Raw genomic sequence first — 21,306 nt, 5'->3', positions numbered from 1 at the left:
TAAGGGTACTTTTTTTGTAGTTGTATATCATTAGAAAATAAAGTATAATAAAAGAAAATAAGGAGGAAATTTATGAGTAAGTTTAAAAAAATATCTTCACTCGTATTGGCGGCATTGATCGTTTTTTCTACAGCTGGTTGTTCTACAAATCATGAAGAAGAACAAAAAGAATTTGATGCTTTTATCGAAAAAGAATTTGTGGAAGCAATGGAATCAGATTATACAACCATGCACGTATACTTGGAACAGCCTGAAAAATATGGTGTGGATAAAACTAAGGTAGAAGTAAATCTTGGAACACGTGTAGATGAAGAAAGTCAAAAAGAGGCTTTAGAAAATGCAAAGAAAAGCTGGGATGCATTTGAAAAATTTAAACGCAGTCATTTAACTGATGAACAACAAAAGATTTATGATACCTATGCATATCAGGAAGAAATTGATAAAGCATTAAATGATGAAAAATTTGATTATTATCAGCAATTATTTGGCAGTATGACAGGCATCCATTATCAGTTGCCAACATTATTCTCTGATTGGACATTGCGTGATGAACAGGATGTAAAGGATTTGATCTTACTTGTGAAAGATGTAAAGCCTTATATGGACAGTATCATTCAGTACACAAGAACCCAGGTGGAAAAAGGCCTGTTGATGACAGATACAGAAGATGTAAAAGAGTATTGTGACAATATCATAAAAGCAGGAGAAAACAGCAGTATCCTTACTTCTATGAACACATCGATTGATGCTTTAAAACTGGATGATCAAAAAACAAGCCAATACAAGAAGGAATTAAAAGATGCGTTTACTTCTTCTTTCCTTCCCGCATATAAAGAAATCAGTGAATTGATGAAAGATGTGAAAAAAGCAAATAATAATGAAGGTTATGCAAAATTTGAAAATGGTAAAGAATATTATGCCTTGCTGCTAAAAGCTAGCATCGGTTCTGATAAATCGGTAGAAGATGTAAAGAAGATGATGTCAAGTGATTTTGATGAACAACTTGATAATATGCGAAAATTAATGATGAAAAATTCAAAAGTTTTAGAAGCAGTTATGGGGGATTTACCTACCACTTCATTTAAAAGCTATAAGGAAATTTTAGATTATATCCGTCCTAAACTGGCAGATGATTTCCCTGAAGTAAAAGATTTAGATTATGAAATTGAACCAATCAATGAAGAAATCGCCTCTTCAAGTGGAGTAGCAGCCTATTTCAATATACCTCCATTAGATGGCACAACACCAAAACAGCTGCGTGTAAACCCTAAAACAGGGGATGTAAATACGATTAACAATTATTATACAGTTGCACATGAAGGCTTCCCTGGACACATGTTCCAATATGCTTATATGTATGAATCAAGCTTGCCAAACTGGTGTAAAACGATGGCTTCTTCTAGTGCTTATACCGAAGGATGGGCAGTTTATTCACAATATTATGCATTCAAATATCTGAAGGATATTGATCAGGATGTGTTGGAAATGATCAAATTAAATGAATTAGCTAGCTATTCCGCAGTCATTGTTGCGGATATCGGTATTCATTATGAAGGCTGGGATTTCAAGCAGTTCTCAGATTATTTTAACAGTATGGGCTTAACGGCTGATGAAGATGGTATGAAGAAGCAGTATGCTCAGTTACAGGCAAATCCAGCTGCATTTGAACCTTATTATGTAGGATATAAAGAATTTTCAACAATCAAAGAAAAGACACAGGAAAAACTTGGTGACAAGTTTAAAGATAAAGATTTTCATGAAGCATTATTGAAGAGTGGAAGTGCACCATTTAGTGTTGTACAAAGCAATGTAGATGAATATATTAAAAATGCAAAATAATAGAAAAACAGCGAACGATTCATTCATTCGCTGTTTTTCTAATTGAAATCACCAAGTAATTCGTGATGAAATTCATCCAACAATTCATTTGTCTGCATCAGATCATAACCCTTGGATATCGCAAAAATGATAATCGCATCACGCTGTTGTTTTGCGTATAAATGATTGTGATGCGCAATTGTCAAGAAACGATTGGTTTCATCTAAATCTAATTTCATCGCAAAAGCTAACTGAATAACTTTATCACGTCCTGCCTGTTTACTGCCTTGAAATATCTGATAAGCATAAGTCCTTGGAATCTGACTGTCACGTATGATATCAGATTTTTCTAAATTCTTATCAATCATCAACTGATTAATATAATCCACAAAGGATATTTCCTGTATATTGGATAAGACACGGTCCTTTTCCAGAACGCTTGCTTTTTTTAGTATTTCCTCTAAATCTCTAGTTTCCATTCATAATCACCTGTATTATATGATATAATCAAATTTGAAATAAAGCAAGAAAAAGAGGAAAACACATGCGAGAATCTCTGTATGAAATCATTACCTTATTGAATGAAACAAACGAAAAAAAGATATATTTAGTTCGTGACCAGCTATCACATGTTTTATATGTGAAAAAAATCTGTCCACCAATTGAGGATATCACCATTTATGAACAAATGAAACAACATCCTCATCCCAATATGGCAAATGTGATAGATTATGAACAACGAAAAGATGCATTCATCTTAATTGAAGAATTCATCAATGGCACAACTTTGGAGTATGCATTAAGTGCAAGAAATTTATCATCACTAGAAATTCAACAAATTTGTTCAGAGCTTTTTGATGTTCTGATTCATTTACATCATATGACACCACCTATTATTCATCGGGATATCAAGCCTGGAAATATCATGCTGGAAAAAGGTCATGTGAAATTGATTGATTTTGAAATTGCCCGTAAATATCAGGAAGGGAAACGCCGTGATACACAGATTATCGGCAGTGTTGGTTATGCAGCACCTGAACAATATGGTTTTCGACAATCTGATCAGCGAAGTGATATATATGCACTTGGTGTTTTGGTGAAGGAGCTTATGGAACAAGCACAGCTTGAATCACAATATCACGCACTTATTAAACGTTGCCTGGAAATGGAGCCTAGTCAAAGATATCAAAGCGTGGAGCAGTTAAAAAGAGATTTTGATAAGTGTTCTGGAAAAAAGTTTACAACACAGCCAGTTTCCGCCTTTAGTATACCAGGTTTTATAAAAGGGGAATCTTTAGTGAAAAAGACAGGTATTTTTATCGTCTATGGATTGTGTATTATATTATCGATGCAAATGGAAAGTAAAAATCAGACCTCAGCCATAGAGTTATTTCTGTTGAGGGCAGCCTTTTGTATCGTATTGATCCTTGTGATGTGGGTCCCAATGAATGTAGGAAACATCTTAGAAGTTTTACCATTTTATAAATCAAAGTATAAAGTGATCAGGATAATGAATGGCATTCTGGTATGGATGTTAGCTTCTTTTGTCATCGTTTTTATCTTAGCCATGTTATCCACAATACTGGATAACATAATCTAGCCTGTACGTTGATACAGGCTTTTTTTGTCTGCTTTGAGCATACCAAATTATGGAAATAATTGATTATACTTTCAAAGGTATGAAATGAGGTTGTGTGATGAGGCAGGAATTATATGATGAAGTTGCTTTGCTATTTCATAGTGAAGAAAAGGATATCTTTTTGGTACAACATATGATTGAAAATCTGTTCTATGTAAAAAAGGTTATTCGTAATCATCAAGATCTTGAATTATATGAAGCTTTGAAACAAGACCCACACAGAAATTTAGCAAACGTCATGGATTATACTTACAGCTATGATAAAACTATTGTAATCGAAGAATTCATCAATGGGTGTACCTTGGATTTTCAAATCAGTCAGCGAAAACTTTATCCCAAAGAAGTGGAATCCATCATGCTTCAGCTATTCTCTGTGATTTCTCACATTCATAATCTTTCTCCACCAATCATTCATCGTGACATCAAGCCAGAAAATATTTTGATTTATCAGGGACATATCACATTGATTGACTTTGAGATTTCCAAACTCTATTATGCAGATTGTCTGGATATATTAAAACGAGGAAGCATTGGCTATGCTGCACCAGAACAATATCAGGGAAAATCAAACCAACAAAGTGATATTTATGCTTTGGGAATATTGTTGAAGGAAATAATAGAAGTCAGTGAAGAGAGAAATCAGATAGAAAAAGTGTTATCTCCTGTTGTGAATATCAGTACACAGTTAGATATATCAAAGCGTTATTTTTGTGTGGAGGATATGAAAAAAGATTTCTTACAAAGCTTTCATCATAAAAAATGGTAAAGTATGCCAATGGCATACCAAAAAAAATCAACAACTTATTATACTAATCATGTAAAAAGTTTTTTCATCAAAGGAAAGCGAGGAGAATGAAATGAAAAAATTAAAGAAATGGCAAATAGCATTAATTGTTTTATTAGCAATCGGTGTAATTGGTGGTGCTGCTGGAGGAGGCGATTCTGAAAAAAAGGAAGAAGAAAAGCAACAAGAAACTTCAAAAAATGAGGATAAAAAAGATAACCAAGAAGAACAAAAAGAAGAACAGAAAGAAGAAAAAAAAGAAGAACAGAAAGAAGAAAAAGTATATGGGATTGGCGATACTCAGAAGGTTGGAAAAGTAGAATATACAGTTGTATCAAAAGATGTTACAGATCATATTGGTGATGAATATTTTGGAGTAGCTGCACAAAATGAATTTATGATACTTACTGTAAAAATCACAAATCATGGAGATAAGTCATTGACAGTTGCAGATTCTTTCTTCAACTTAGTAGATGGTAGTAAAACATTTAAAACTGACTCAGGAGATGCAATTTATCTTGAAGATGACAGTATTATATTTAAGGAAATCAATCCAGATGCTTCTTTAACAGGAAAAGTGATATTTGATATCTCAGAAAACACAGTAAAATCATCTAATTTACAACTTCAAGTTCAAACAGGTGCATGGGGAACTGAGAAAGGATATTTTAAATTAAATTAGAAAAAGCTTAAGTCTGCTATTGAATGAAATAAATAGCGGATTTTTTCTATGTATAACACTGGCATTTCTAATCAAAATCCGTTATCATAATACCAGATGATGGAGGTAAGACTTTATGAAAATGGTATCATGGAATGTGAATGGAATTCGTGCCTGTATGGGTAAAGGGTTTATGGATTTCTTTCAGGAAATAGATGCAGATATCTTCTGCTTACAGGAAACAAAAATGCAGCCGGGTCAATTGGAAATTGAAACACCAGGATATTTTCAATATATGAACAGTGCTGAGAAAAAAGGATATAGCGGTACAATGGTTTTCACAAAAAAGGAACCAATTCATGTGACATATGGTTTAGGTATTGAAGAACATGATCATGAAGGTCGTGTGATTACATGTGAATATGAAGATTTTTATCTTGTGACAGTGTATACGCCAAATTCAAAAGATGGTTTATTACGTTTAGATTATCGTATGGTATGGGAAGATGATTTTAAGACATATCTGCATAAATTAAATGAATCCAAGCCAGTTATTGTATGTGGTGATATGAATGTTGCCAAGGAAGAAATTGATTTAAAAAACCCTAAGACAAATCGTAAAAATGCAGGATTCTCTGATGAAGAACGTGAGAAGATGAGAATCTTACAGAATAGTGGTTTTGTGGACAGCTATCGTTACTTATATCCAGATAAAGTAGAATATTCCTGGTGGAGTTATCGTTTTAAAGCAAGAGAAAAGAATGCTGGATGGAGAATTGATTATTTCCTTGTCAGTGAAGAAAGTAAAGATAAAATAAAAGAAGCAAAAATTCATACAGATGTATTTGGCAGTGATCATTGTCCGGTTTCTTTAGAAATTGATTTTTAAACAATAAAGCAGTAGAGTTTTTTTACAATCTATGGTAAAATTGCGTTGTTTCGTATAAGCTTGCTGTGATGGTGCAAGCGTTTCTACCCTCAGACCGTACTTTTGAGGACTATGGATCAACGCTTTTTTTATAAAGATGTGTTGATTCTCGTAGTGTACGAGAATTTTTTATGTGTAAAGGAGAAAATATGGAAGAAAAGAAAAAAGACACCATCTATGAATTAGATGGGACAGTCCCTTTAAGAAAGGCACTGCCGTTAGGTATTCAGCATATTCTGGCAATGTTCTTGGGAAATGTATCACCACTAATTATCATTTGTGGTATGTTACAGATGAGTGGTGCATTAAAGATGACATTGATTCAGAATGCAATGTTTGTAGCCGGGGTAGCTACATTGATTCAGCTATATCCATTCTGGAAAATTGGTAGTGGATTGCCAATCGTTATGGGTACTAGTTCAGGATTTATCGGTACTGCGAAAGCAATTGGTGCTGCATTTGGGTATGGTGCACTGATGGGCGCAAGCTTTGTTGGCGGTATCTTTGAAATGGTAATGGGATATTTCATCAAACCGCTTCGTAAACTGTTTCCACCAATCGTGACAAGTCTGGTAATTATTTCTATCGGTTTATCATTATTGCCAGTAGGTATCAATTATTTTGGTGGTGGCAATGGAGCTGCTGATTTTGGAAGTGTTCACCATTTGATGGTAGGTACATTCGTTATTATTGTTATTCTGATTGCAAAACAGTTTAAAGGCTTTATCAATAATGCTTCTATTCTGATTGGAATCGTAGCCGGATATATTTTAGCAATCTGTTTGGGTATGGTAGATTTCACACAGTTAAAAGAAGCTGCATGGATCGCTGTTCCTGCCTTTATGCCAGTTGCGTTTGAATTCAATGCACAGGCTATTATCGCCATGGGTATCATGTTTATTGCGACAACTGTTGAAACTATCGGTGATACTAGTGGTGTTGCCAATGGTGGTTTGGGACGTGAAGCAACCAATGAAGAATTACAGGGAAGTGTTATGGCAGATGGCTTGGGAAGTGTATTAGGTTCTATCTTTGGGGTACTACCAAATACTTCTTTCTCTCAGAATGTTGGCCTTGTCGCAGTTACGAAAGTCGTGAATCGTTTTGTCATCATGACGGGCGCAGTATTCTTGATTCTTTGTGGATTCTGTCCAAAGCTAAGTGCTTTATTCTCTATCATGCCACAATCTGTATTGGGTGGTGCTGCAGTTATCATGTTCGCTATGATTTTAGTAAGTGGTATCCAATCACTTGCACGTTGTGATTTAAATGAACGTAATGGTTTGATCATCGCATTAGCGATTGGTTTGGGTGTTGGTATTGGTAATGTACCTGCAGTATTGGATCAATTGCCAAGCTGGGTAGGAAATATCTTTGCACAGAATGGTATCATTATGACGTTTGTGATCGCAACCATATTGAATTTGATTTTGCCAAAGGATAAAAACGAAGTTTCAAATGAAGAATAAAAAAGTCTTTTTGACAGGAGAGAAGAGCGTAGGCAAGTCTTTCTGTATCAATGAGATCATCAAGGAGTGTCAGTTAAGCACATGTGGCTTTCAGACACTTCCTTTTTATGAACAAGGCATACGGAAGGGGTTTTATCTTCATGCATTTGTAGATGTTGAAGAAAATAATCAGCGTTTTTCTATTCAACATGATACATATAATGAAGTGATTCCTGGAATATTTGACACCTTTGGCACAGAAATTTTAAGAAAAAGCAGACAGCTGCCTGCTCATGTTTTGATTTTAGATGAAATAGGAAGATTAGAAAAAGATGAACAGCTGTTTCTATCTGAATTAAAAAAAAGCATCGCAGAAAAACGAGATATCTTTGGTGTTTTAAAGAAATGTGAGATACAATATATACAGGAAATAAAAATGCGTGATGATGTTGTTATTCTGGATTTTGATAAATTGTCATATCAGGATATCAAAGCAAGTGCAAAAAGAATTTGGGAGGACAGATCATGAAACGATTATGTAAAGGACTATTCGCTGTTTGTTTATTGTTGACATTAACAGCATGTGGGAAAAGCGAGGCTTCAAAAGCATCCAATATTACGATTACAGATCAGGCGGGTCGTGAAGTAACATTGGAAAAACCAGCTGAAAAAGTAGTCAGCGGATACTATATCGCTACTTCTACATTGATAGGACTAGGGCAGGAAGATAAGTTAGTCGGTGTGGAAATGAAAGCAGATAAACGTATGATTTATAAAAAAGCAGCCCCTCAGGTCATAGACTTACCAGCAATGGGCAATAAAAAATCATTCAACGTAGAAGAATGTGCGAAAGCCAAACCGGATGTTGTTTTTTTACCAAACAGCTTATCCAGCTATATTGATAAATTGGAAGAATTAGGTATGAAGGTCATTATTCTGAATCCAGAAACAATGAGTGATTATGATGAAGCAATCAAGATCATTGCTGCTGTAACAGGCGCAAAAGATGAAGCAGATGCATATTTTACATACCGTGATGAATTAGAAGCAAAATATCTAAAATTGGATACAACTCCAGATAAGCTTGTTTATTTTGCTGGAAGTGAATTGTTGGAAGCAAGTGGGGAACACATGTTTCAGGGAGAACTGATAAAAAAAGCTGGCGGTGTCAATGTGATGAAGGAAGGAAAAGATAGTACATGGATGAAAATCAATAAGGAAGAATTATTGAAGAAAAATCCAGCATATATCTTTGTGGAGAATAAAGGTGCAGATATCAATGGCTTCTATGATGAAGCGTATCGTGATATAAAGGCAGTGAAAGATAAACAGGTATATGAATTTCCAAGCAAACTGGAAACATGGGATACACCAAATCTTTCTTCCTGCTTAGGAGAATTATATATGGCATCCGTATTATATCCAGAAAAGGTTTCTAAAGAGGATGTGATCAAGGAAGCGAAAGTCTTCTATCAAAAGTTTTATCAGATCGATGTAGACGCAAAGGATTTAGGCTTATAATATGAAACAGAAAGCAGGATTTCTTGCGCTATTGACAGGGTTGATACTGGTATCTTTTGCTTGTGGGCGTTATCCTTTATCACTTTCTCAGATGATAGAAGCGTTGTTTCATCAAGGGGATGCCATGATACAAAGTGTAATCTGGAATATCCGTATGCCAAGAATCCTGCTTGTTTGTATATGTGGAGGTGCTCTGGCTCTATCGGGTATCATCTATCAGACGATTTTTAAGAATCCCTTAGCATCAGGTGATGTGATTGGTGCCAGCTCTGGGTGCTCTCTTGGCGCAGTTATTGCGATATTGTTTTCCCAAAACACTTATCTGATTGAACTATCTGCATTTATCACAGGACTTGCGACTGTATTATTTACAATTTATCTGGCAGGCAAAGTCAAAGGAAATCGTATTTTAAATCTGGTGATAGCCGGATTGATCATGCAGGCGATGATGACCAGTGCTTTAATGGTTTTAAAAATCAATGCAGATCCTATGCATGAGTTAGCAAGTATTGAATACTGGTTGATGGGTGGCTTTAATGATGCGTCATGGACACAGGTAGGTATCACGGCAGTTATCGTATCACTTAGTTTTCTTGGGGTGTACATCTTGCGCTGGCAGATTCAAATGTTATCATTTGGAGAAGAAGCAAATACGCTTGGTATCAACGCAAAACGTATTCGCTTTACGGCATTGCTTTTGTCAACTTTAATGGTATCCTGTGTGATATCGATTGCCGGCATGGTAAGCTGGGTGGGACTTCTAGTGCCACATATTATCCGATTGCTGCGCAAGGAAGCACTTTATCAGAATATGGGAATCACATTCTTATGTGGTGCTTGTTTTTTATTGTTATGTGATACGCTGGCAAGAAGTCTTTTTACGATGGAGCTGCCCATCAGTATCCTGACAAGTTTCTTTGGGGCAGTCTTTTTGATCGTTTTATTTGTGAAAGGCAGGTTTCCTATATGATCGATGTAAAACATGTTTCTGTCACACTTTCTGACAAAAAGATTTTACAAGATATCAGTTTTCAAATACCACAAGGCAGGATCTTAATGGTATTGGGTGAAAACGGCAGTGGGAAAACAACTTTGATCAAGAGTATGCTGCAACAGCTTCCGTATACGGGAGATATCCTGTATCAGCATCAGCATATATCCCATATGCAAGAAAAAGAGCGCGCTAAGATATTTTCATATGTACCCCAAATCAAAGAACTGGCAATGGATATGCGTGTAGAGGATTGTATCGTGGCAGGATGTTCACGTCATTTATCAATTTTTGAGGTTCCATCAAATGCCCAATACGAACAGGTAAATGCTTTGATGGAAAAATTTCATTTAACACATATCAAAGGAAAACGTCTGGATGAAATCAGCGGTGGAGAGTTACAAATGGTCTATGTTGCCAGAGCTTTCCTTCAAAATGCCTGTGTAATGATTATGGATGAACCATGCACCTATCTGGATTTTAAACGTCAGCATATGTTCTTACAGGAAACAAGGCGATTATGTAAAGAAGGAAAAACCATTGTATTAACGATTCATGATCCTAACCTTGCCTTGCAATATGGGGATGAAATCATCCTGTTACATAAAGGTAAATTAAAGGCACATTTAAAAAAAGAAACAAATGATATGGAAAAAGAATGTCTGCGATATTATAATGAATTATATGGCAATCATTTTACAATGAGCAATATGATAGAAAAAGGATTTCTAATATGGAAGGAGTGAGTGATTTGCAAATTTTACAATATGTAAAACCAAAAGGTCTGGAAGAAGCATATACGCTTTTAACCAAAAACAAAAACAATCAGATCATCGCCGGAATGATGTGGTTGAAGATGCAGGAGCGAAGTATTCCAACAGGTATTGATTTATCTGATTTAGGACTGGATCAAATCAAAGAAGATGAACATGGCTTTGCAATCGGCGCAATGACAACGCTTCGTGAACTGGAATTACATCCAGGTCTTAATGCACTTACCGACGGGCTGTTTCAAAGTGCATTTCAGGATATCGTAGGGGTGCAGTTTCGTAATATGGCAACCTTGGGTGGTTCGCTGTATTCACGTTTTGGATTCTCTGATATTCTAAGTGTTTTACTTGTTTTGGATTGTGATGTATATCTGTATCATACAGGAAAAGTCAATATCAAAGACTATGCTCAAATGAAATATGAACGTGATATCTTAACACATATTTATATTCGCAAGGAGCAATTAGAAACATTATTTCTGTGTATGCGAAAAAGTGCGACAGATATTTCTACCTTGAATATGGCAATCGCAAAGACAAAAGATGCTTATCGTATCAGTATTGGCGCAAGACCAAAACGTGCCATGCGTTTTGATTTCCCGCTGGATTGTGATGTAGAAACGATGAAACAAAGTATTTGTGATGATTTGTTTGCGGATAATATGCGTGGTAGCAAGGCATATCGTATAGCATTAAAAAATGCATTCTTGGAAAAAGCAATGAAGCAGTTAGGAGGATGTGTATGCAGGTAATGATCAAAGTGAATGGTACCATGATCAAAGAGGATATCAAGGATGATATGCTGCTGCTAGATTTTTTAAGAGATCATGGCTGTTACAGTGTGAAAAGAGGCTGTGAAACGAGTAATTGTGGGTTATGCACTGTCTGGATGGATGAAAAACCGATTCTATCCTGTGGCATGCTTGTGGCACGTGCAAACGGGCATGAAATCACAACATTGGAAGGCTTGGAAAAGGAAGCACATGAGTTTGCGGTATTTATGGCAAATGAAGGCGCAGAACAGTGTGGCTTTTGTTCCCCTGGACTTATCATGAACGTACTTGCCATGGATAAAGAATTAGATCATCCAAATGTTGATGAAATCAATCATTACCTTGCCGGAAACTTATGCCGTTGTACAGGATATATGGGACAGCTGCGTGCTGTTGAAAAATACCTGGCAAGAGATAAGGAGGGGAAAGCATGAAATATGTGAATCAGCCCATCGTAAAAAAAGACGCGTATGCATTATTAAGCGGGAAGCCGGTTTATTGTGATGATCTTGCGTTAAAAGACTGTCTGATCATTAAATTACTACGTTCTCCTCATGCCCATGCAAAAATTAAATCGATCGATACCACACTTGCAGAAAAAGTGCCTGGTATTGAAGCTGTTTATACCTATAAAGATGTACCACAGGAGCGTTTTACCCTAGCTGGGCAGACCTTCCCAGAACCATCTCCATATGATCGTCAGATTTTGGAAGATGTTGTTCGTTATGTAGGGGATGAAGTTGCTATCGTTGCAGGGAAAGATGAAGCATGTGTCAATAAAGCATTAAAATTAATCAAAGTAGAATATGAAGTGCTGGATGCTGTTCTTGACTTTACAAAAGCAATCGATAATGAAGTCATCGTACATCCAGAAGATAATTATAAAACGCTTTGTGAAATTGGAAATGAGCGGATGCGTAATATCTGTTCACACGATGAAAGTGTTGTTGGTGATTTAGATGCTGCATTTGATCAGTGTGATATTATCCTTGAACGTGATTACCATACCAAAGCCAATGCGCAGGCAATGATGGAAACATTTCGTTCTTATGCCTATGTAGATGCATTTGATCGTTTGAATGTTGTCAGCTCTACGCAGGTGCCCTTCCATGTTCGCCGTATGTTATCAAATGCTTTGGGTATTCCTAAAACAAAGATACGTGTTGTAAAACCAAGAATCGGTGGAGGCTTTGGCGCAAAACAGACAGGCTGTTGTGAAATCTTTGCGGCATTTGTGACATGGAAACTAAAGAAACCAAGTAAAATCGTTTATACAAGAGAAGAAACTTTTACTGCCAGCAATTCTCGTCATGAAATGAAAATGCATGTAAAGATTGGCGCAAAACAAAACGGAGAAATCCTTGCGATTGATTTACATACGTTGTCCAATACCGGAGCTTATGGAGAACATGGTTCTACAACCGTTGGATTAAGTGGTCATAAATCCTTGCCAATTTATAATCATATGCTAGCATCACGGTTCCACTTTGATGTTGTATATACCAATACGATGCAGGCAGGGGCATATCGAGGATATGGCGCAACGCAGGGACAGTTTGCGGTGGAATCCGCAGTCAATGAACTTGCGGAAGCTTTGCATTTGGATCCATGTGAATTACGCTTTATGAATATGGTTAAAGAAGGCGAAGTCATGCCACAGTATTATGGAGAACAATTAAATGCCTGTGCATTAGATCGCTGCCTGAAGAAAGCCATGGATATGATTGGCTGGAAAGAAAAAGGCATCGTGCGTGATATGGGAGATAAGATGCGTGGATTAGGGGTTGCCTTGTCTATGCAGGGAAGTGGAATTGCAAATGTGGATATCGCTTCTGTTATTATCAAATTACAGGATGATGGCTTTTATACTCTGGCAATCGGTGCAACAGATATGGGTACGGGCTGTGATACAATTTTGGCACAGATGGCCGCAGAATGTTTAGAATGTGATGTTGATCAGATTGTAACACAAGGTGTAGATACCGATGCATCCCCATATGATACCGGCTCTTATGCTTCTGCGACTACTTATGTGACAGGAATGTCTGTGGTAAAAGCCTGTGAAGTCTTAAAGAAACAAATCATAGAAGAAGCAGCTGTATTGATGGAGGTAGAAAAAGAACATATCAGCTTTGATGGTAAAAAAATATATGCAATTGAAGATGGTAAAGAAATGAGCTTGTCAGATTTTGCGAATATCTGTTTTGCGGGTGGCAAAGGTGCTTGTCTGATTGCAAATGCATCCCATTGTTCACCAACATCTCCACCTCCTTTTATGGCAGGTATTGCCGAGGTTGACGTGGATAAACTTACAGGTGAAATCACTATGGTGGATTATGTTGCGGTTGTGGATAGTGGTACTATCATCAATCCAAACCTTGCCAGAATTCAGGTAGAAGGTGGTATCGCACAAGGAATAGGAATGGCTTTATATGAAGATGTTACCTATAGCGATACAGGAAAAATGCGTAATAATTCCTTTATGCAATACAAGATACCGACACGTTTGGATGTAGGAAGAATTCGTGTAGATTTTGAAAGCAGCTATGAAGACAGTGGTCCATTTGGCGCAAAATCCATTGGAGAAGTTGTCATCAATACACCATCTCCTGCGATTGCTTCAGCTGTTGCCCATGCAAGCGGCATGCATGTAAGAACCTTGCCAATCACTGCTGAAAAAGTATTACTGAAACAGGATGAAGATTAATTTAGTCATTTTAGCTGCTGGAAACAGTACAAGGTTTCAGGAAAACAAACTGTTATATCCATATCATGGAATCGCTCTTGTGGAGCATGTGTTTCAACATATCCCCAAAGCATGTTTTGATCAAGTTATTGTTGTGACACAATATAAAAAAGTAGAAGCATTAGCGAAACAATACGACTTTGTTGTGGTATATAATCCAAGTCCTGAAAAAGGAATCTCATATTCCCTGCATCTTGGATTAGAAGCAAGTCTAACATCTGATGGCTGTATGTTTTTGGCAGGAGATCAGCCATGGTTGAAGACCGACAGCATCAAAGCATTATGTGAGCATTTTGATGGCACCCATATTTTGTGTGCATCTACACATGGTATTATAAAAAACCCAATTATTTTTCCAGCTGCGTATTATGAAGAGCTTTTATCGCTGGTGGGAGATGTTGGTGGAAAAAAAGTGGTGCACCGTCATAAAGAAGCATGCATATTGTGGGAAGTGGATGAACATGAGCTATATGATGTTGATACAAAAGCAAATCTGAAGATTTTTTAAAGTCTTCAGATTTTTTTGTTGTGCATATGCTATTTATGGTATATACTTTATATAAAGCAGAAAGAAGGGTCGGGTATGATTAACTTTGCTGGGAAAAAACGTGCGTATATTGGTGTGGATGTATTTTTAGCATCCAATGCAGAAGATTTATTTCAGCTGTTTGCCAAACGTCACATACAAATGGTATTAGTAGTCAAGGATGAACAAGAGGAAGAAGAAATGAGAAAGCATGAGTTATTTGATTATATGGCATATGCTGTTCAGAATATGGATATTGGAATATGGGGAATGACACCTGATATCGCAAAATATCATAAGATTAAACAATCGCTGTGTGTATCGATTATGGGTGATCCACATGAATGGATGCCTGGTGTTGAACAGGTGGATACCATTGTGGAATATGGCAGTCCGGAACGTTTTATTCATTATAAATTTTTGTATGATCGTATGTTGTTTACCATTTTGACAACCATTGTCTTGCTTTGTGTATTTATCATCACACAGATTGTATATCATGGAGTATTGACAATGCCAAATGGTCCTTTATATATCGTTATGTGCGCAATCTGCATTGGCATAAGTTTTCTTTTTGGTTTGTATCGCGGTGTGTATACCATTGGTGCATTTCTATTGGAAATGTTTGATTGGTGGGAGCTTTCATGATCAACTTTACGTGGAAACAATGGATATATGTCGATGCCTATATCATGCATTGTGAAGAAGTAGAGGAATTATTCCAGTATTTCGCAGATCATCATAAAAAAATGATCGTATGTGTCGAATCTGCTATGGAGTTAGAACGTTTAAAAAGCTTAAAAGCTTATGGATATATAAATGATGTTGTATATCATAAAGGGATAGAAGCAATTGAAACAGACTTACATAATCATAAACGCAAAATAAAAGATACAGTGATTATAACACAGCATCCATTTGATACAAAGGATATTACAAGTCTGGGTATTGAAGACCAATATGGAAATCTAACCAATTTTCTGCATGTGTTAAGAAGATATGAAGAAACTTTATATCGTAAGCTGATCAGTGTCAATATCGCCATGATGATCTTATTGTGTATATCTTTTTTCTGTAAACTGCCAAGCTCACTTGCAGGTAGTTTGATGCTGGGGGCAATCATGATTTTGATCATAAACTTCTTTTATGGCGTATCGAAAGGAATATTTCACCTGGGCCAGCTATTTGAAATGATCATTGATTCACTGTAACACTTTTTTCTTTCCTTATCATACGATTGACATACGTGATATAATAAACGTAAATTTGGATAGAAAAGAGTGTTTTATGATGGAAAAAAATGATTTTACAAAAGGAAAGATTTCAAGAAATATACTGAATCTAGCAGTGCCGATGACATTAGCACAACTCATCAATGTGTTATACAACATCATTGACCGTGTGTATATCGGTCGTTTGCCACATGTGGCCAGCCATGCATTAGCTGGGGTGGGTATCACATTTCCAATTATCACAATTGTCATAGCTTTTGCGAATCTGATTGGTATGGGTGGTGCACCACTGTTTTCCATTGAACGGGGAAAAAACAATCAGAGTAAAGCAGAAGAAATCATGGGGAATTCATTTGCGTTATTAATTATATGTGGTATTATATTGACCATTGTGATCTTTTTATTTAAGGAGCCAATCCTTTATCTATTTGGTGCGAGTGATACGATATTCTCATATGCCAACGATTATATTTCTATATACTTATGTGGCAGTATCTTCGTGATGATTTCTTTGGGTATGAATAGTTTTATCAATGCACAGGGCTTTGGCAAAACGGGTATGTATACGGTACTCATAGGCGCCATTTTAAATTTGGTATTAGATCCATTATTTATCTTTGTCTTTGATTTAGGTGTCAAAGGTGCGGCGATTGCGACAATTATTTCACAATTTGTATCTGCGCTATGGGTATTGTATTTTCTAAGCGGTGGGGATACGATTATAAAACTAAAACGTGAATCCATGCATTTAAAGCTTTGTCTTGTTAAAGAAATTATAACACTAGGAATGTCTGGTTTTGTGATGGCTATCACAAACAGCCTTGTACAAATTGTATGTAATGCGACCTTACAACAATATGGCGGGGATATTTACATCAGTGTCATGACCGTTTTAAATTCCATCCGTGAAGTCATCACGATGCCGGTTAGTGGAATCACCAATGGTTCCCAACCGGTTATGAGCTTTAATTATGGCGCAGGATGTTTTAGACGGGTAAAAAAATGTATTCGCTTTATGAGTGTCGTCTGTGTCAGCTATATGGTGATCATGTGGTTAATCACTCTGGCGATACCAGATATCTTTATTAAAATATTTAATGATGATGCATTACTGCTTGAAAAAGGTGTACCGGCAGTACGGTTGTATTATTTTGGCTATTTTATGATGGCTTTTCAATTCTGTGGACAATCAAGCTTTGTGGCTTTAAATAAAAGCCGACAGGCAATCTTCTTCTCTTTATTTCGTAAAGTCATCATCGTAGTGCCATTGACTTTATGGCTTCCTACCATACCATCCCTTGGTGTGATGGGCGTATTTCTGGCAGAACCGATCAGTAATTTTATAGGAGGAAGTGCAAGCTTTCTTACGATGCTTGTCAGTGTGTATCGAAAACTTCCAGCAAGAGATGACAGAATCGCTAGTCTTGAAGAGATGTCTATGGTACAATAAAGGGCAGGTGATAAGTATGATAGCATTTATAAAAGGTGTAATACACAGCTATACCAATGATTCTTTGATTATTGAAAATAACGGGATGGGATATCGTGTATATATCTCTAATCCAGCGGCAGTGAAATTAAACGCCGAAGTGACATTGTATACATATATGCATGTTCGTGAAGACGCACTGACCCTGTTTGGGTTTACAACGATGGAGGAACATGATTTATTCTTACAGCTGATATCAGTTAAGGGAGTAGGACCAAAAACCGCTTTAGCAATGCTGGGCGTATGTCCTGCGAAGGAAATGATCATGGCAATCGAACAAAATGATGTGAAGAAATTGAAATCACTGCCTGGCATCGGCGCAAAAACAGCTTCCCAGATTGTATTAGATTTAAAAGGCAAATTAGTGGAAGAAGTAAGTGAAATCGAAGTAGAAGAAAACTTGGAACTTGCGGATGCAATCGAGGCTTTAAAAGCACTGGGATATAAGACAAGTGAATTAAACAGCATCAAAAAAGAATTATTAGCGTTAGATCATAAAACTTCTGATCAGTATGTAAGAAGCGCTTTGACAATGTTAGCGAAAAGAAAAGGAGTCTAGCAAATGGAGCGAGTATTATCAAATGAACATCAAAGCTTTGATGAAGATGCGTCTTTGCGTCCACAAAGCCTGAAGGAATATATCGGACAGACACAGTTAAAAGAAAATCTGTCAATTTTTATTGAAGCAGCCAAACAGCGAAATGAAGCATTGGACCATGTATTGTTGTATGGTCCTCCAGGACTTGGGAAAACAACTTTATCCTATATTCTAGCAAATGAAATGGGTGGCAATATCAAAACAACCAGTGGACCATCCATAGAAAAAAGCGGCGATTTAGCCGCAATCTTATCTACATTAGAAGCTGGAGATGTGTTATTCATCGATGAAATTCATCGTCTTCCTAAACAGGTAGAAGAAATTCTGTATCCTGCCATGGAAGATTACTGCATTGATATCGTGGTAGGAAAAGACAGTGCATCCGTAAGAAGCATCCGTTTGGATTTACCACCGTTTACATTGGTAGGTGCAACGACACGTGCAGGTGATTTAACAGCTCCCTTGCGTGATCGTTTTGGTATCGTTTCCCAATTGGAATTTTATACCTTGGAGGAACTGATGCAGATTTTAAGAAGAACTGCTCGTGTCATGGATACCGATATCGATGAAGAAGCAGTCTTGGAAATCGCTAGAAGAAGCAGAGGAACACCACGTATCGCCAATCGTTTATTTCGCAGGGTGCGAGATTTTGCACAGGTGATGAATGATGGCTATATCTCATTAGAGATTGCCGCAATGGCACTTGATAAACTGAAAGTTGACCACTTAGGCTTAGATGCCGTTGACCATAAATATCTTAAGGGTATCATTGAACGTTTCAAAGGTGGACCTGTTGGTCTGGATGCTCTTGCCAGCAGTATTGGAGAAGAAACAATGACACTGGAAGATGTGTATGAACCATATCTTTTACAGATTGGTTTTATCAACCGTACACCTAGAGGACGTGTTGTGACGGAAAAAGCATACCAGCATTTAGGCTATGACTTACGAGAAGGTCTGTTTGTGCTGGAGGATTAAGCTTTTTTAAACTTTGCATAGGCAATCATACAGCCAATAATATATGCCAAACATTTACTCAATGTTTGTAAAATAGACATAAATTCATAGCTATGAGAAAGCAACATACATAAAATAAAAAGCAATAAAGCAATCACAAAAGCGTGTAACAACGCTTTTTTTTGTGCCAATATCCCCAGAAAAACACCACCGATTACAAATGCAATTACCCCACATATCCAGTTAGCCATATGGAAGGTGGAAGTAGATATCAGCATAAAATAGTATAAAGCCGCAAAAATAAGAGAAAATAACAATGTGGATGCACAAAGGAGTGCAACAGACTCCAATGATATTTTACATATCTGTTTCAAGTGTTTCACCTCAATGTATTCTATGTGTGAATGTGGTCAACTATGCAAGGAGGAAGACAAATGCAGGAATATCTTAATTTAATGGTCAAATGTTTTGTGGTGTATATCGTCATCGTGATTGCATTACGTTTAATGGGTAAAAGAGAGGTAGGGGAATTGAGTGTATTTGATATCGTCATTTATCTGGTTATGAGTGAATTACTAGCTATCAGTATTACAGATGCGGATGAAAGTATTATGAAATCACTAGTACCTATCTTTACACTGGCGTTTTTACAAATTGTTATTTCCTGGTTCTTATTGAAAAGTAAAAAAGCCAGAGATGTATTTGATGGTAAAGATGTTATTTTGATTCATAATGGTCATATAAATCAGGAAGCTATGCAGAAAAATCGTTACAGCATGGATGATTTAATGAGTCAGATCAGAAGCAAGGATCTGTGTTCTCCAGATGAAGTAGCTTTTGCGGTATTAGAAAATAATGGTACATTAAGCATTCTTGCCAAGGATAAATGTAAAGTCAAACATCCAGATCCTTTGATCAGTGATGGAACCGTGAATGAGAAAGCATTAAAGGATTTACATAAAGACAGTGCCTGGTTAAAGCGAGAGCTGGAAAAAGAAGGCATAGAAAACATGTCTGATGTGTTTTTATGCCTTTGGCAGAAGAATGGCTTTTTTGTGATTAAAAAAGAAATAAAATCTAGGAATACGCTTTTCTAAAAGCAAAGAACAAACGAAATGCATGCATAAGGGTTGTGACTAGCATACCAGCAGTGATCCCTATACTTAATGCTGCAGGACCAATCTGGGAAGAAAGAAAAGCAACACAGCCAATCCGTATCAGGGAACCTGCCAGGGTATCTGATACGGTTTTTTTACTTAAAGAGAGGGCATGAAGCATGCTGGATAAAGGTGGCTGCAAGGCGTATAATGCAAAAGGCCAAGCCATCTGTTTCAACAATAATGCGCCTTTATTTGTATGATAAAACAGCTGTAACAATTCTTCATTATAAAAATAACAAATGACACTGCATCCCATCCCCACAAGAAAACAACATCCTAAAATAGTGGTAAACAGCTTATTCGCCTGTGCTTCATGATGTCTTGTATAATGATACGTAAAAGAAGGCAATAAAAAGTTGCTTAAGGTAATGGTCAAAAAGGAAGGCATGGTAATGATGGGAAGAATATAGCCATTCACAGAACCATAAGCATTGATCATCGCCTGGGATTGTAGGGCAGATAAACCATAAACCATGACAATCGGTTCTAAAAAATAGGTAAGCGAACCAATCAGGCGACTGCCTGTCATAGGAATGGATACATGTAAGACTTCATCAAAGTTTTTTCGTTGCAGATCATGGAATAAGGCAGGAACATGAAGCGGTGTTCTTTTTTTTATCAATAATGATAACAACATGTAGATAGAACTAAATACTTCGCCAACACTAATGGATATCATCGCCAAACGTGCCATGGATACAGCATCCAGCAAAGGATATCGATCAAAGATGATCAACAGAAAGATAATACGGCTGCCTTCTTCAAACAACTGGCATGCAGTCGCAGACATATGACGCTGTATGCCAAATAAATACCCTTTTAATATGCCGGATATCGTAACAATTGGAATCAAAGGCAATATCGCATATAAAACAGGCAGAATCACATCCTGTTTTAATATCACATGTGCCATAAAAGGAATGGCAAACAGAAACAACATGATAATAATCACATTACTGCAGACAGATAAAAAGATAGCTGCCTTTAATGGTTTATGAGGATTGTGACTTTGGGCAATGACCTTGCTTAAGGCATTGGGAATACCCATTTGAGCAAGGGTGATCATAAATACCATGGTAGAAGAGGCGAGAGAATAATAATTCATAGCATCGCCACTTAACTTGCGGGCTAATAGGATACGGACAATAAAGGATAATGCCTTGGCGATAACGGATAATATGACAAGATAGAAAGTAGATCGGATGATCGTTTTTTTCATAAAGCACCTGCTTTCGATACAGTATATGAACAGATTTTTAAAATAT

General features: G+C 36.8%; 23 protein-coding genes and 1 riboswitch. Of the genes, 20 read left to right on the top strand and 3 right to left on the bottom strand.

Annotation, left to right across the window (positions count from 1 at the left end; translation table 11 throughout):
- Positions 1-72 precede the first annotated feature (72 nt).
- Complete coding sequence (locus DW114_RS15255) at positions 73-1,839, top strand: DUF885 domain-containing protein (protein ID WP_117454604.1); 1,767 nt, start codon at positions 73-75, stop codon at positions 1,837-1,839.
- A gap of 38 nt (positions 1,840-1,877) precedes the next feature.
- Here the strand turns inward: DW114_RS15255 and DW114_RS15250 are convergent, their stop codons facing one another.
- Positions 1,878-2,297, bottom strand: coding sequence for a hypothetical protein (locus DW114_RS15250; protein WP_117454603.1), 420 nt, complete (start codon positions 2,295-2,297; stop codon positions 1,878-1,880).
- Between the two features lie 65 nt (positions 2,298-2,362).
- Between DW114_RS15250 and DW114_RS15245 the strand changes: the two genes are divergently transcribed.
- The 18 genes from DW114_RS15245 to ruvB all read left to right on the top strand — a co-directional run bounded on the left by DW114_RS15245 (position 2,363) and on the right by ruvB (position 18,902).
- The gene (locus DW114_RS15245; RefSeq protein ID WP_117454602.1) at positions 2,363-3,418 is read left to right on the top strand and encodes a serine/threonine-protein kinase; all 1,056 of its coding nucleotides are present in this window, start codon (positions 2,363-2,365) and stop codon (positions 3,416-3,418) included.
- Between the two features lie 97 nt (positions 3,419-3,515).
- Complete coding sequence (locus DW114_RS15240; RefSeq protein WP_117454601.1) at positions 3,516-4,223, top strand: protein kinase domain-containing protein; 708 nt, start codon at positions 3,516-3,518, stop codon at positions 4,221-4,223.
- Between the two features lie 91 nt (positions 4,224-4,314).
- A complete protein-coding gene (locus DW114_RS15235) occupies positions 4,315-4,923 on the top strand; it encodes a DUF4352 domain-containing protein (protein WP_117454600.1) in 609 nt (202 codons plus the stop codon).
- A gap of 115 nt (positions 4,924-5,038) precedes the next feature.
- Positions 5,039-5,791 (top strand): exodeoxyribonuclease III, encoded by a 753-nt coding sequence (xth, locus tag DW114_RS15230; RefSeq protein WP_117454599.1) that lies wholly within the window; start codon positions 5,039-5,041, stop codon positions 5,789-5,791.
- A 30-nt stretch (positions 5,792-5,821) separates the two neighbouring features.
- A riboswitch (purine riboswitch) is annotated at positions 5,822-5,923 on the top strand.
- Positions 5,924-5,979: 56 nt separating this feature from the next.
- On the top strand, positions 5,980-7,299 hold the full coding sequence (locus tag DW114_RS15225) for a uracil-xanthine permease family protein (protein ID WP_117454598.1): 1,320 nt from the start codon (positions 5,980-5,982) through the stop codon (positions 7,297-7,299).
- On the top strand, positions 7,289-7,807 hold the full coding sequence (locus tag DW114_RS15220) for a nucleoside-triphosphatase (protein ID WP_117454597.1): 519 nt from the start codon (positions 7,289-7,291) through the stop codon (positions 7,805-7,807). The genes DW114_RS15225 and DW114_RS15220 overlap by 11 nt, the downstream gene beginning before the upstream one ends.
- Complete coding sequence (locus tag DW114_RS15215) at positions 7,804-8,799, top strand: ABC transporter substrate-binding protein (RefSeq protein WP_117454596.1); 996 nt, start codon at positions 7,804-7,806, stop codon at positions 8,797-8,799. Before DW114_RS15220 ends, DW114_RS15215 begins: the two co-directional genes overlap by 4 nt.
- A 1-nt stretch (position 8,800) precedes the next feature.
- On the top strand, positions 8,801-9,769 hold the full coding sequence (locus DW114_RS15210) for a FecCD family ABC transporter permease (RefSeq protein WP_117454595.1): 969 nt from the start codon (positions 8,801-8,803) through the stop codon (positions 9,767-9,769).
- Positions 9,766-10,536 (top strand): ABC transporter ATP-binding protein, encoded by a 771-nt coding sequence (locus tag DW114_RS15205; RefSeq protein ID WP_117454594.1) that lies wholly within the window; start codon positions 9,766-9,768, stop codon positions 10,534-10,536. Before DW114_RS15210 ends, DW114_RS15205 begins: the two co-directional genes overlap by 4 nt.
- Before the next feature lie 5 nt (positions 10,537-10,541).
- Complete coding sequence (locus DW114_RS15200) at positions 10,542-11,312, top strand: FAD binding domain-containing protein (RefSeq protein WP_243205884.1); 771 nt, start codon at positions 10,542-10,544, stop codon at positions 11,310-11,312.
- Positions 11,303-11,767: a (2Fe-2S)-binding protein gene (locus DW114_RS15195; protein WP_117454592.1), complete on the top strand. Its 465-nt coding sequence runs from the start codon at positions 11,303-11,305 to the stop codon at positions 11,765-11,767. Before DW114_RS15200 ends, DW114_RS15195 begins: the two co-directional genes overlap by 10 nt.
- On the top strand, positions 11,764-14,040 hold the full coding sequence (locus DW114_RS15190) for a xanthine dehydrogenase family protein molybdopterin-binding subunit (protein WP_117454591.1): 2,277 nt from the start codon (positions 11,764-11,766) through the stop codon (positions 14,038-14,040). The genes DW114_RS15195 and DW114_RS15190 overlap by 4 nt, the downstream gene beginning before the upstream one ends.
- A complete protein-coding gene (locus DW114_RS15185; RefSeq protein WP_117454590.1) occupies positions 14,030-14,587 on the top strand; it encodes a nucleotidyltransferase family protein in 558 nt (185 codons plus the stop codon). The genes DW114_RS15190 and DW114_RS15185 overlap by 11 nt, the downstream gene beginning before the upstream one ends.
- 75 nt (positions 14,588-14,662) lie before the next feature.
- The gene (locus DW114_RS15180) at positions 14,663-15,253 is read left to right on the top strand and encodes a hypothetical protein (protein ID WP_117454589.1); all 591 of its coding nucleotides are present in this window, start codon (positions 14,663-14,665) and stop codon (positions 15,251-15,253) included.
- A complete protein-coding gene (locus DW114_RS15175; RefSeq protein WP_117454588.1) occupies positions 15,250-15,816 on the top strand; it encodes a hypothetical protein in 567 nt (188 codons plus the stop codon). Before DW114_RS15180 ends, DW114_RS15175 begins: the two co-directional genes overlap by 4 nt.
- 76 nt (positions 15,817-15,892) lie before the next feature.
- Positions 15,893-17,287, top strand: a complete 1,395-nt coding sequence (locus DW114_RS15170) for an MATE family efflux transporter (protein ID WP_187426208.1) — start codon at positions 15,893-15,895, stop codon at positions 17,285-17,287.
- A 16-nt stretch (positions 17,288-17,303) separates the two neighbouring features.
- The gene (ruvA, locus tag DW114_RS15165; RefSeq protein WP_117454587.1) at positions 17,304-17,885 is read left to right on the top strand and encodes a Holliday junction branch migration protein RuvA; all 582 of its coding nucleotides are present in this window, start codon (positions 17,304-17,306) and stop codon (positions 17,883-17,885) included.
- A 3-nt stretch (positions 17,886-17,888) separates the two neighbouring features.
- The gene (ruvB, locus tag DW114_RS15160; RefSeq protein WP_117454586.1) at positions 17,889-18,902 is read left to right on the top strand and encodes a Holliday junction branch migration DNA helicase RuvB; all 1,014 of its coding nucleotides are present in this window, start codon (positions 17,889-17,891) and stop codon (positions 18,900-18,902) included.
- Here ruvB and DW114_RS15155 read toward each other — a convergent pair.
- Positions 18,899-19,255: a TIGR04086 family membrane protein gene (locus tag DW114_RS15155; RefSeq protein WP_117454585.1), complete on the bottom strand. Its 357-nt coding sequence runs from the start codon at positions 19,253-19,255 to the stop codon at positions 18,899-18,901. The genes ruvB and DW114_RS15155 overlap by 4 nt on opposite strands.
- A gap of 60 nt (positions 19,256-19,315) precedes the next feature.
- On the opposite strand from DW114_RS15155, the gene DW114_RS15150 reads away from it, so the two are divergent.
- Positions 19,316-19,978: a DUF421 domain-containing protein gene (locus tag DW114_RS15150; RefSeq protein ID WP_117454584.1), complete on the top strand. Its 663-nt coding sequence runs from the start codon at positions 19,316-19,318 to the stop codon at positions 19,976-19,978.
- Here DW114_RS15150 and DW114_RS15145 read toward each other — a convergent pair.
- Positions 19,959-21,260, bottom strand: a complete 1,302-nt coding sequence (locus DW114_RS15145) for an oligosaccharide flippase family protein (RefSeq protein WP_117454583.1) — start codon at positions 21,258-21,260, stop codon at positions 19,959-19,961. The genes DW114_RS15150 and DW114_RS15145 overlap by 20 nt on opposite strands.
- Positions 21,261-21,306: the final 46 nt, after the last annotated feature.

It is taken from the genome of Absiella sp. AM09-50 (assembly GCF_003433845.1).
Classification (GTDB): domain Bacteria; phylum Bacillota_I; class Bacilli_A; order Erysipelotrichales; family Erysipelotrichaceae; genus Hoskinsella; species Hoskinsella hominis.
Note: the sequence above shows the minus strand (reverse complement) of the source record. Positions and strands in the feature narration are given on the sequence as shown.

What these genes read in the sequence shown, in the direction of transcription:
- DW114_RS15145 (WP_117454583.1), bottom strand. Translation starts at nt 21,260, where the DNA reads ATGAAAAAAACGATCATCCGATCTACTTTCTATCTTGTCATATTATCC.
- DW114_RS15195 (WP_117454592.1), top strand. Translation starts at nt 11,303, where the DNA reads ATGCAGGTAATGATCAAAGTGAATGGTACCATGATCAAAGAGGATATC.
- DW114_RS15220 (WP_117454597.1), top strand. Translation starts at nt 7,289, where the DNA reads ATGAAGAATAAAAAAGTCTTTTTGACAGGAGAGAAGAGCGTAGGCAAG.
- DW114_RS15150 (WP_117454584.1), top strand. Translation starts at nt 19,316, where the DNA reads ATGCAGGAATATCTTAATTTAATGGTCAAATGTTTTGTGGTGTATATC.
- DW114_RS15245 (WP_117454602.1), top strand. Translation starts at nt 2,363, where the DNA reads ATGCGAGAATCTCTGTATGAAATCATTACCTTATTGAATGAAACAAAC.
- DW114_RS15255 (WP_117454604.1), top strand. Translation starts at nt 73, where the DNA reads ATGAGTAAGTTTAAAAAAATATCTTCACTCGTATTGGCGGCATTGATC.
- DW114_RS15175 (WP_117454588.1), top strand. Translation starts at nt 15,250, where the DNA reads ATGATCAACTTTACGTGGAAACAATGGATATATGTCGATGCCTATATC.
- xth (WP_117454599.1), top strand. Translation starts at nt 5,039, where the DNA reads ATGAAAATGGTATCATGGAATGTGAATGGAATTCGTGCCTGTATGGGT.
- DW114_RS15250 (WP_117454603.1), bottom strand. Translation starts at nt 2,297, where the DNA reads ATGGAAACTAGAGATTTAGAGGAAATACTAAAAAAAGCAAGCGTTCTG.
- ruvA (WP_117454587.1), top strand. Translation starts at nt 17,304, where the DNA reads ATGATAGCATTTATAAAAGGTGTAATACACAGCTATACCAATGATTCT.
- DW114_RS15180 (WP_117454589.1), top strand. Translation starts at nt 14,663, where the DNA reads ATGATTAACTTTGCTGGGAAAAAACGTGCGTATATTGGTGTGGATGTA.
- DW114_RS15225 (WP_117454598.1), top strand. Translation starts at nt 5,980, where the DNA reads ATGGAAGAAAAGAAAAAAGACACCATCTATGAATTAGATGGGACAGTC.
- DW114_RS15170 (WP_187426208.1), top strand. Translation starts at nt 15,893, where the DNA reads ATGATGGAAAAAAATGATTTTACAAAAGGAAAGATTTCAAGAAATATA.
- ruvB (WP_117454586.1), top strand. Translation starts at nt 17,889, where the DNA reads ATGGAGCGAGTATTATCAAATGAACATCAAAGCTTTGATGAAGATGCG.
- DW114_RS15190 (WP_117454591.1), top strand. Translation starts at nt 11,764, where the DNA reads ATGAAATATGTGAATCAGCCCATCGTAAAAAAAGACGCGTATGCATTA.
- DW114_RS15210 (WP_117454595.1), top strand. Translation starts at nt 8,801, where the DNA reads ATGAAACAGAAAGCAGGATTTCTTGCGCTATTGACAGGGTTGATACTG.
- DW114_RS15205 (WP_117454594.1), top strand. Translation starts at nt 9,766, where the DNA reads ATGATCGATGTAAAACATGTTTCTGTCACACTTTCTGACAAAAAGATT.
- DW114_RS15235 (WP_117454600.1), top strand. Translation starts at nt 4,315, where the DNA reads ATGAAAAAATTAAAGAAATGGCAAATAGCATTAATTGTTTTATTAGCA.
- DW114_RS15240 (WP_117454601.1), top strand. Translation starts at nt 3,516, where the DNA reads ATGAGGCAGGAATTATATGATGAAGTTGCTTTGCTATTTCATAGTGAA.
- DW114_RS15185 (WP_117454590.1), top strand. Translation starts at nt 14,030, where the DNA reads ATGAAGATTAATTTAGTCATTTTAGCTGCTGGAAACAGTACAAGGTTT.
- DW114_RS15215 (WP_117454596.1), top strand. Translation starts at nt 7,804, where the DNA reads ATGAAACGATTATGTAAAGGACTATTCGCTGTTTGTTTATTGTTGACA.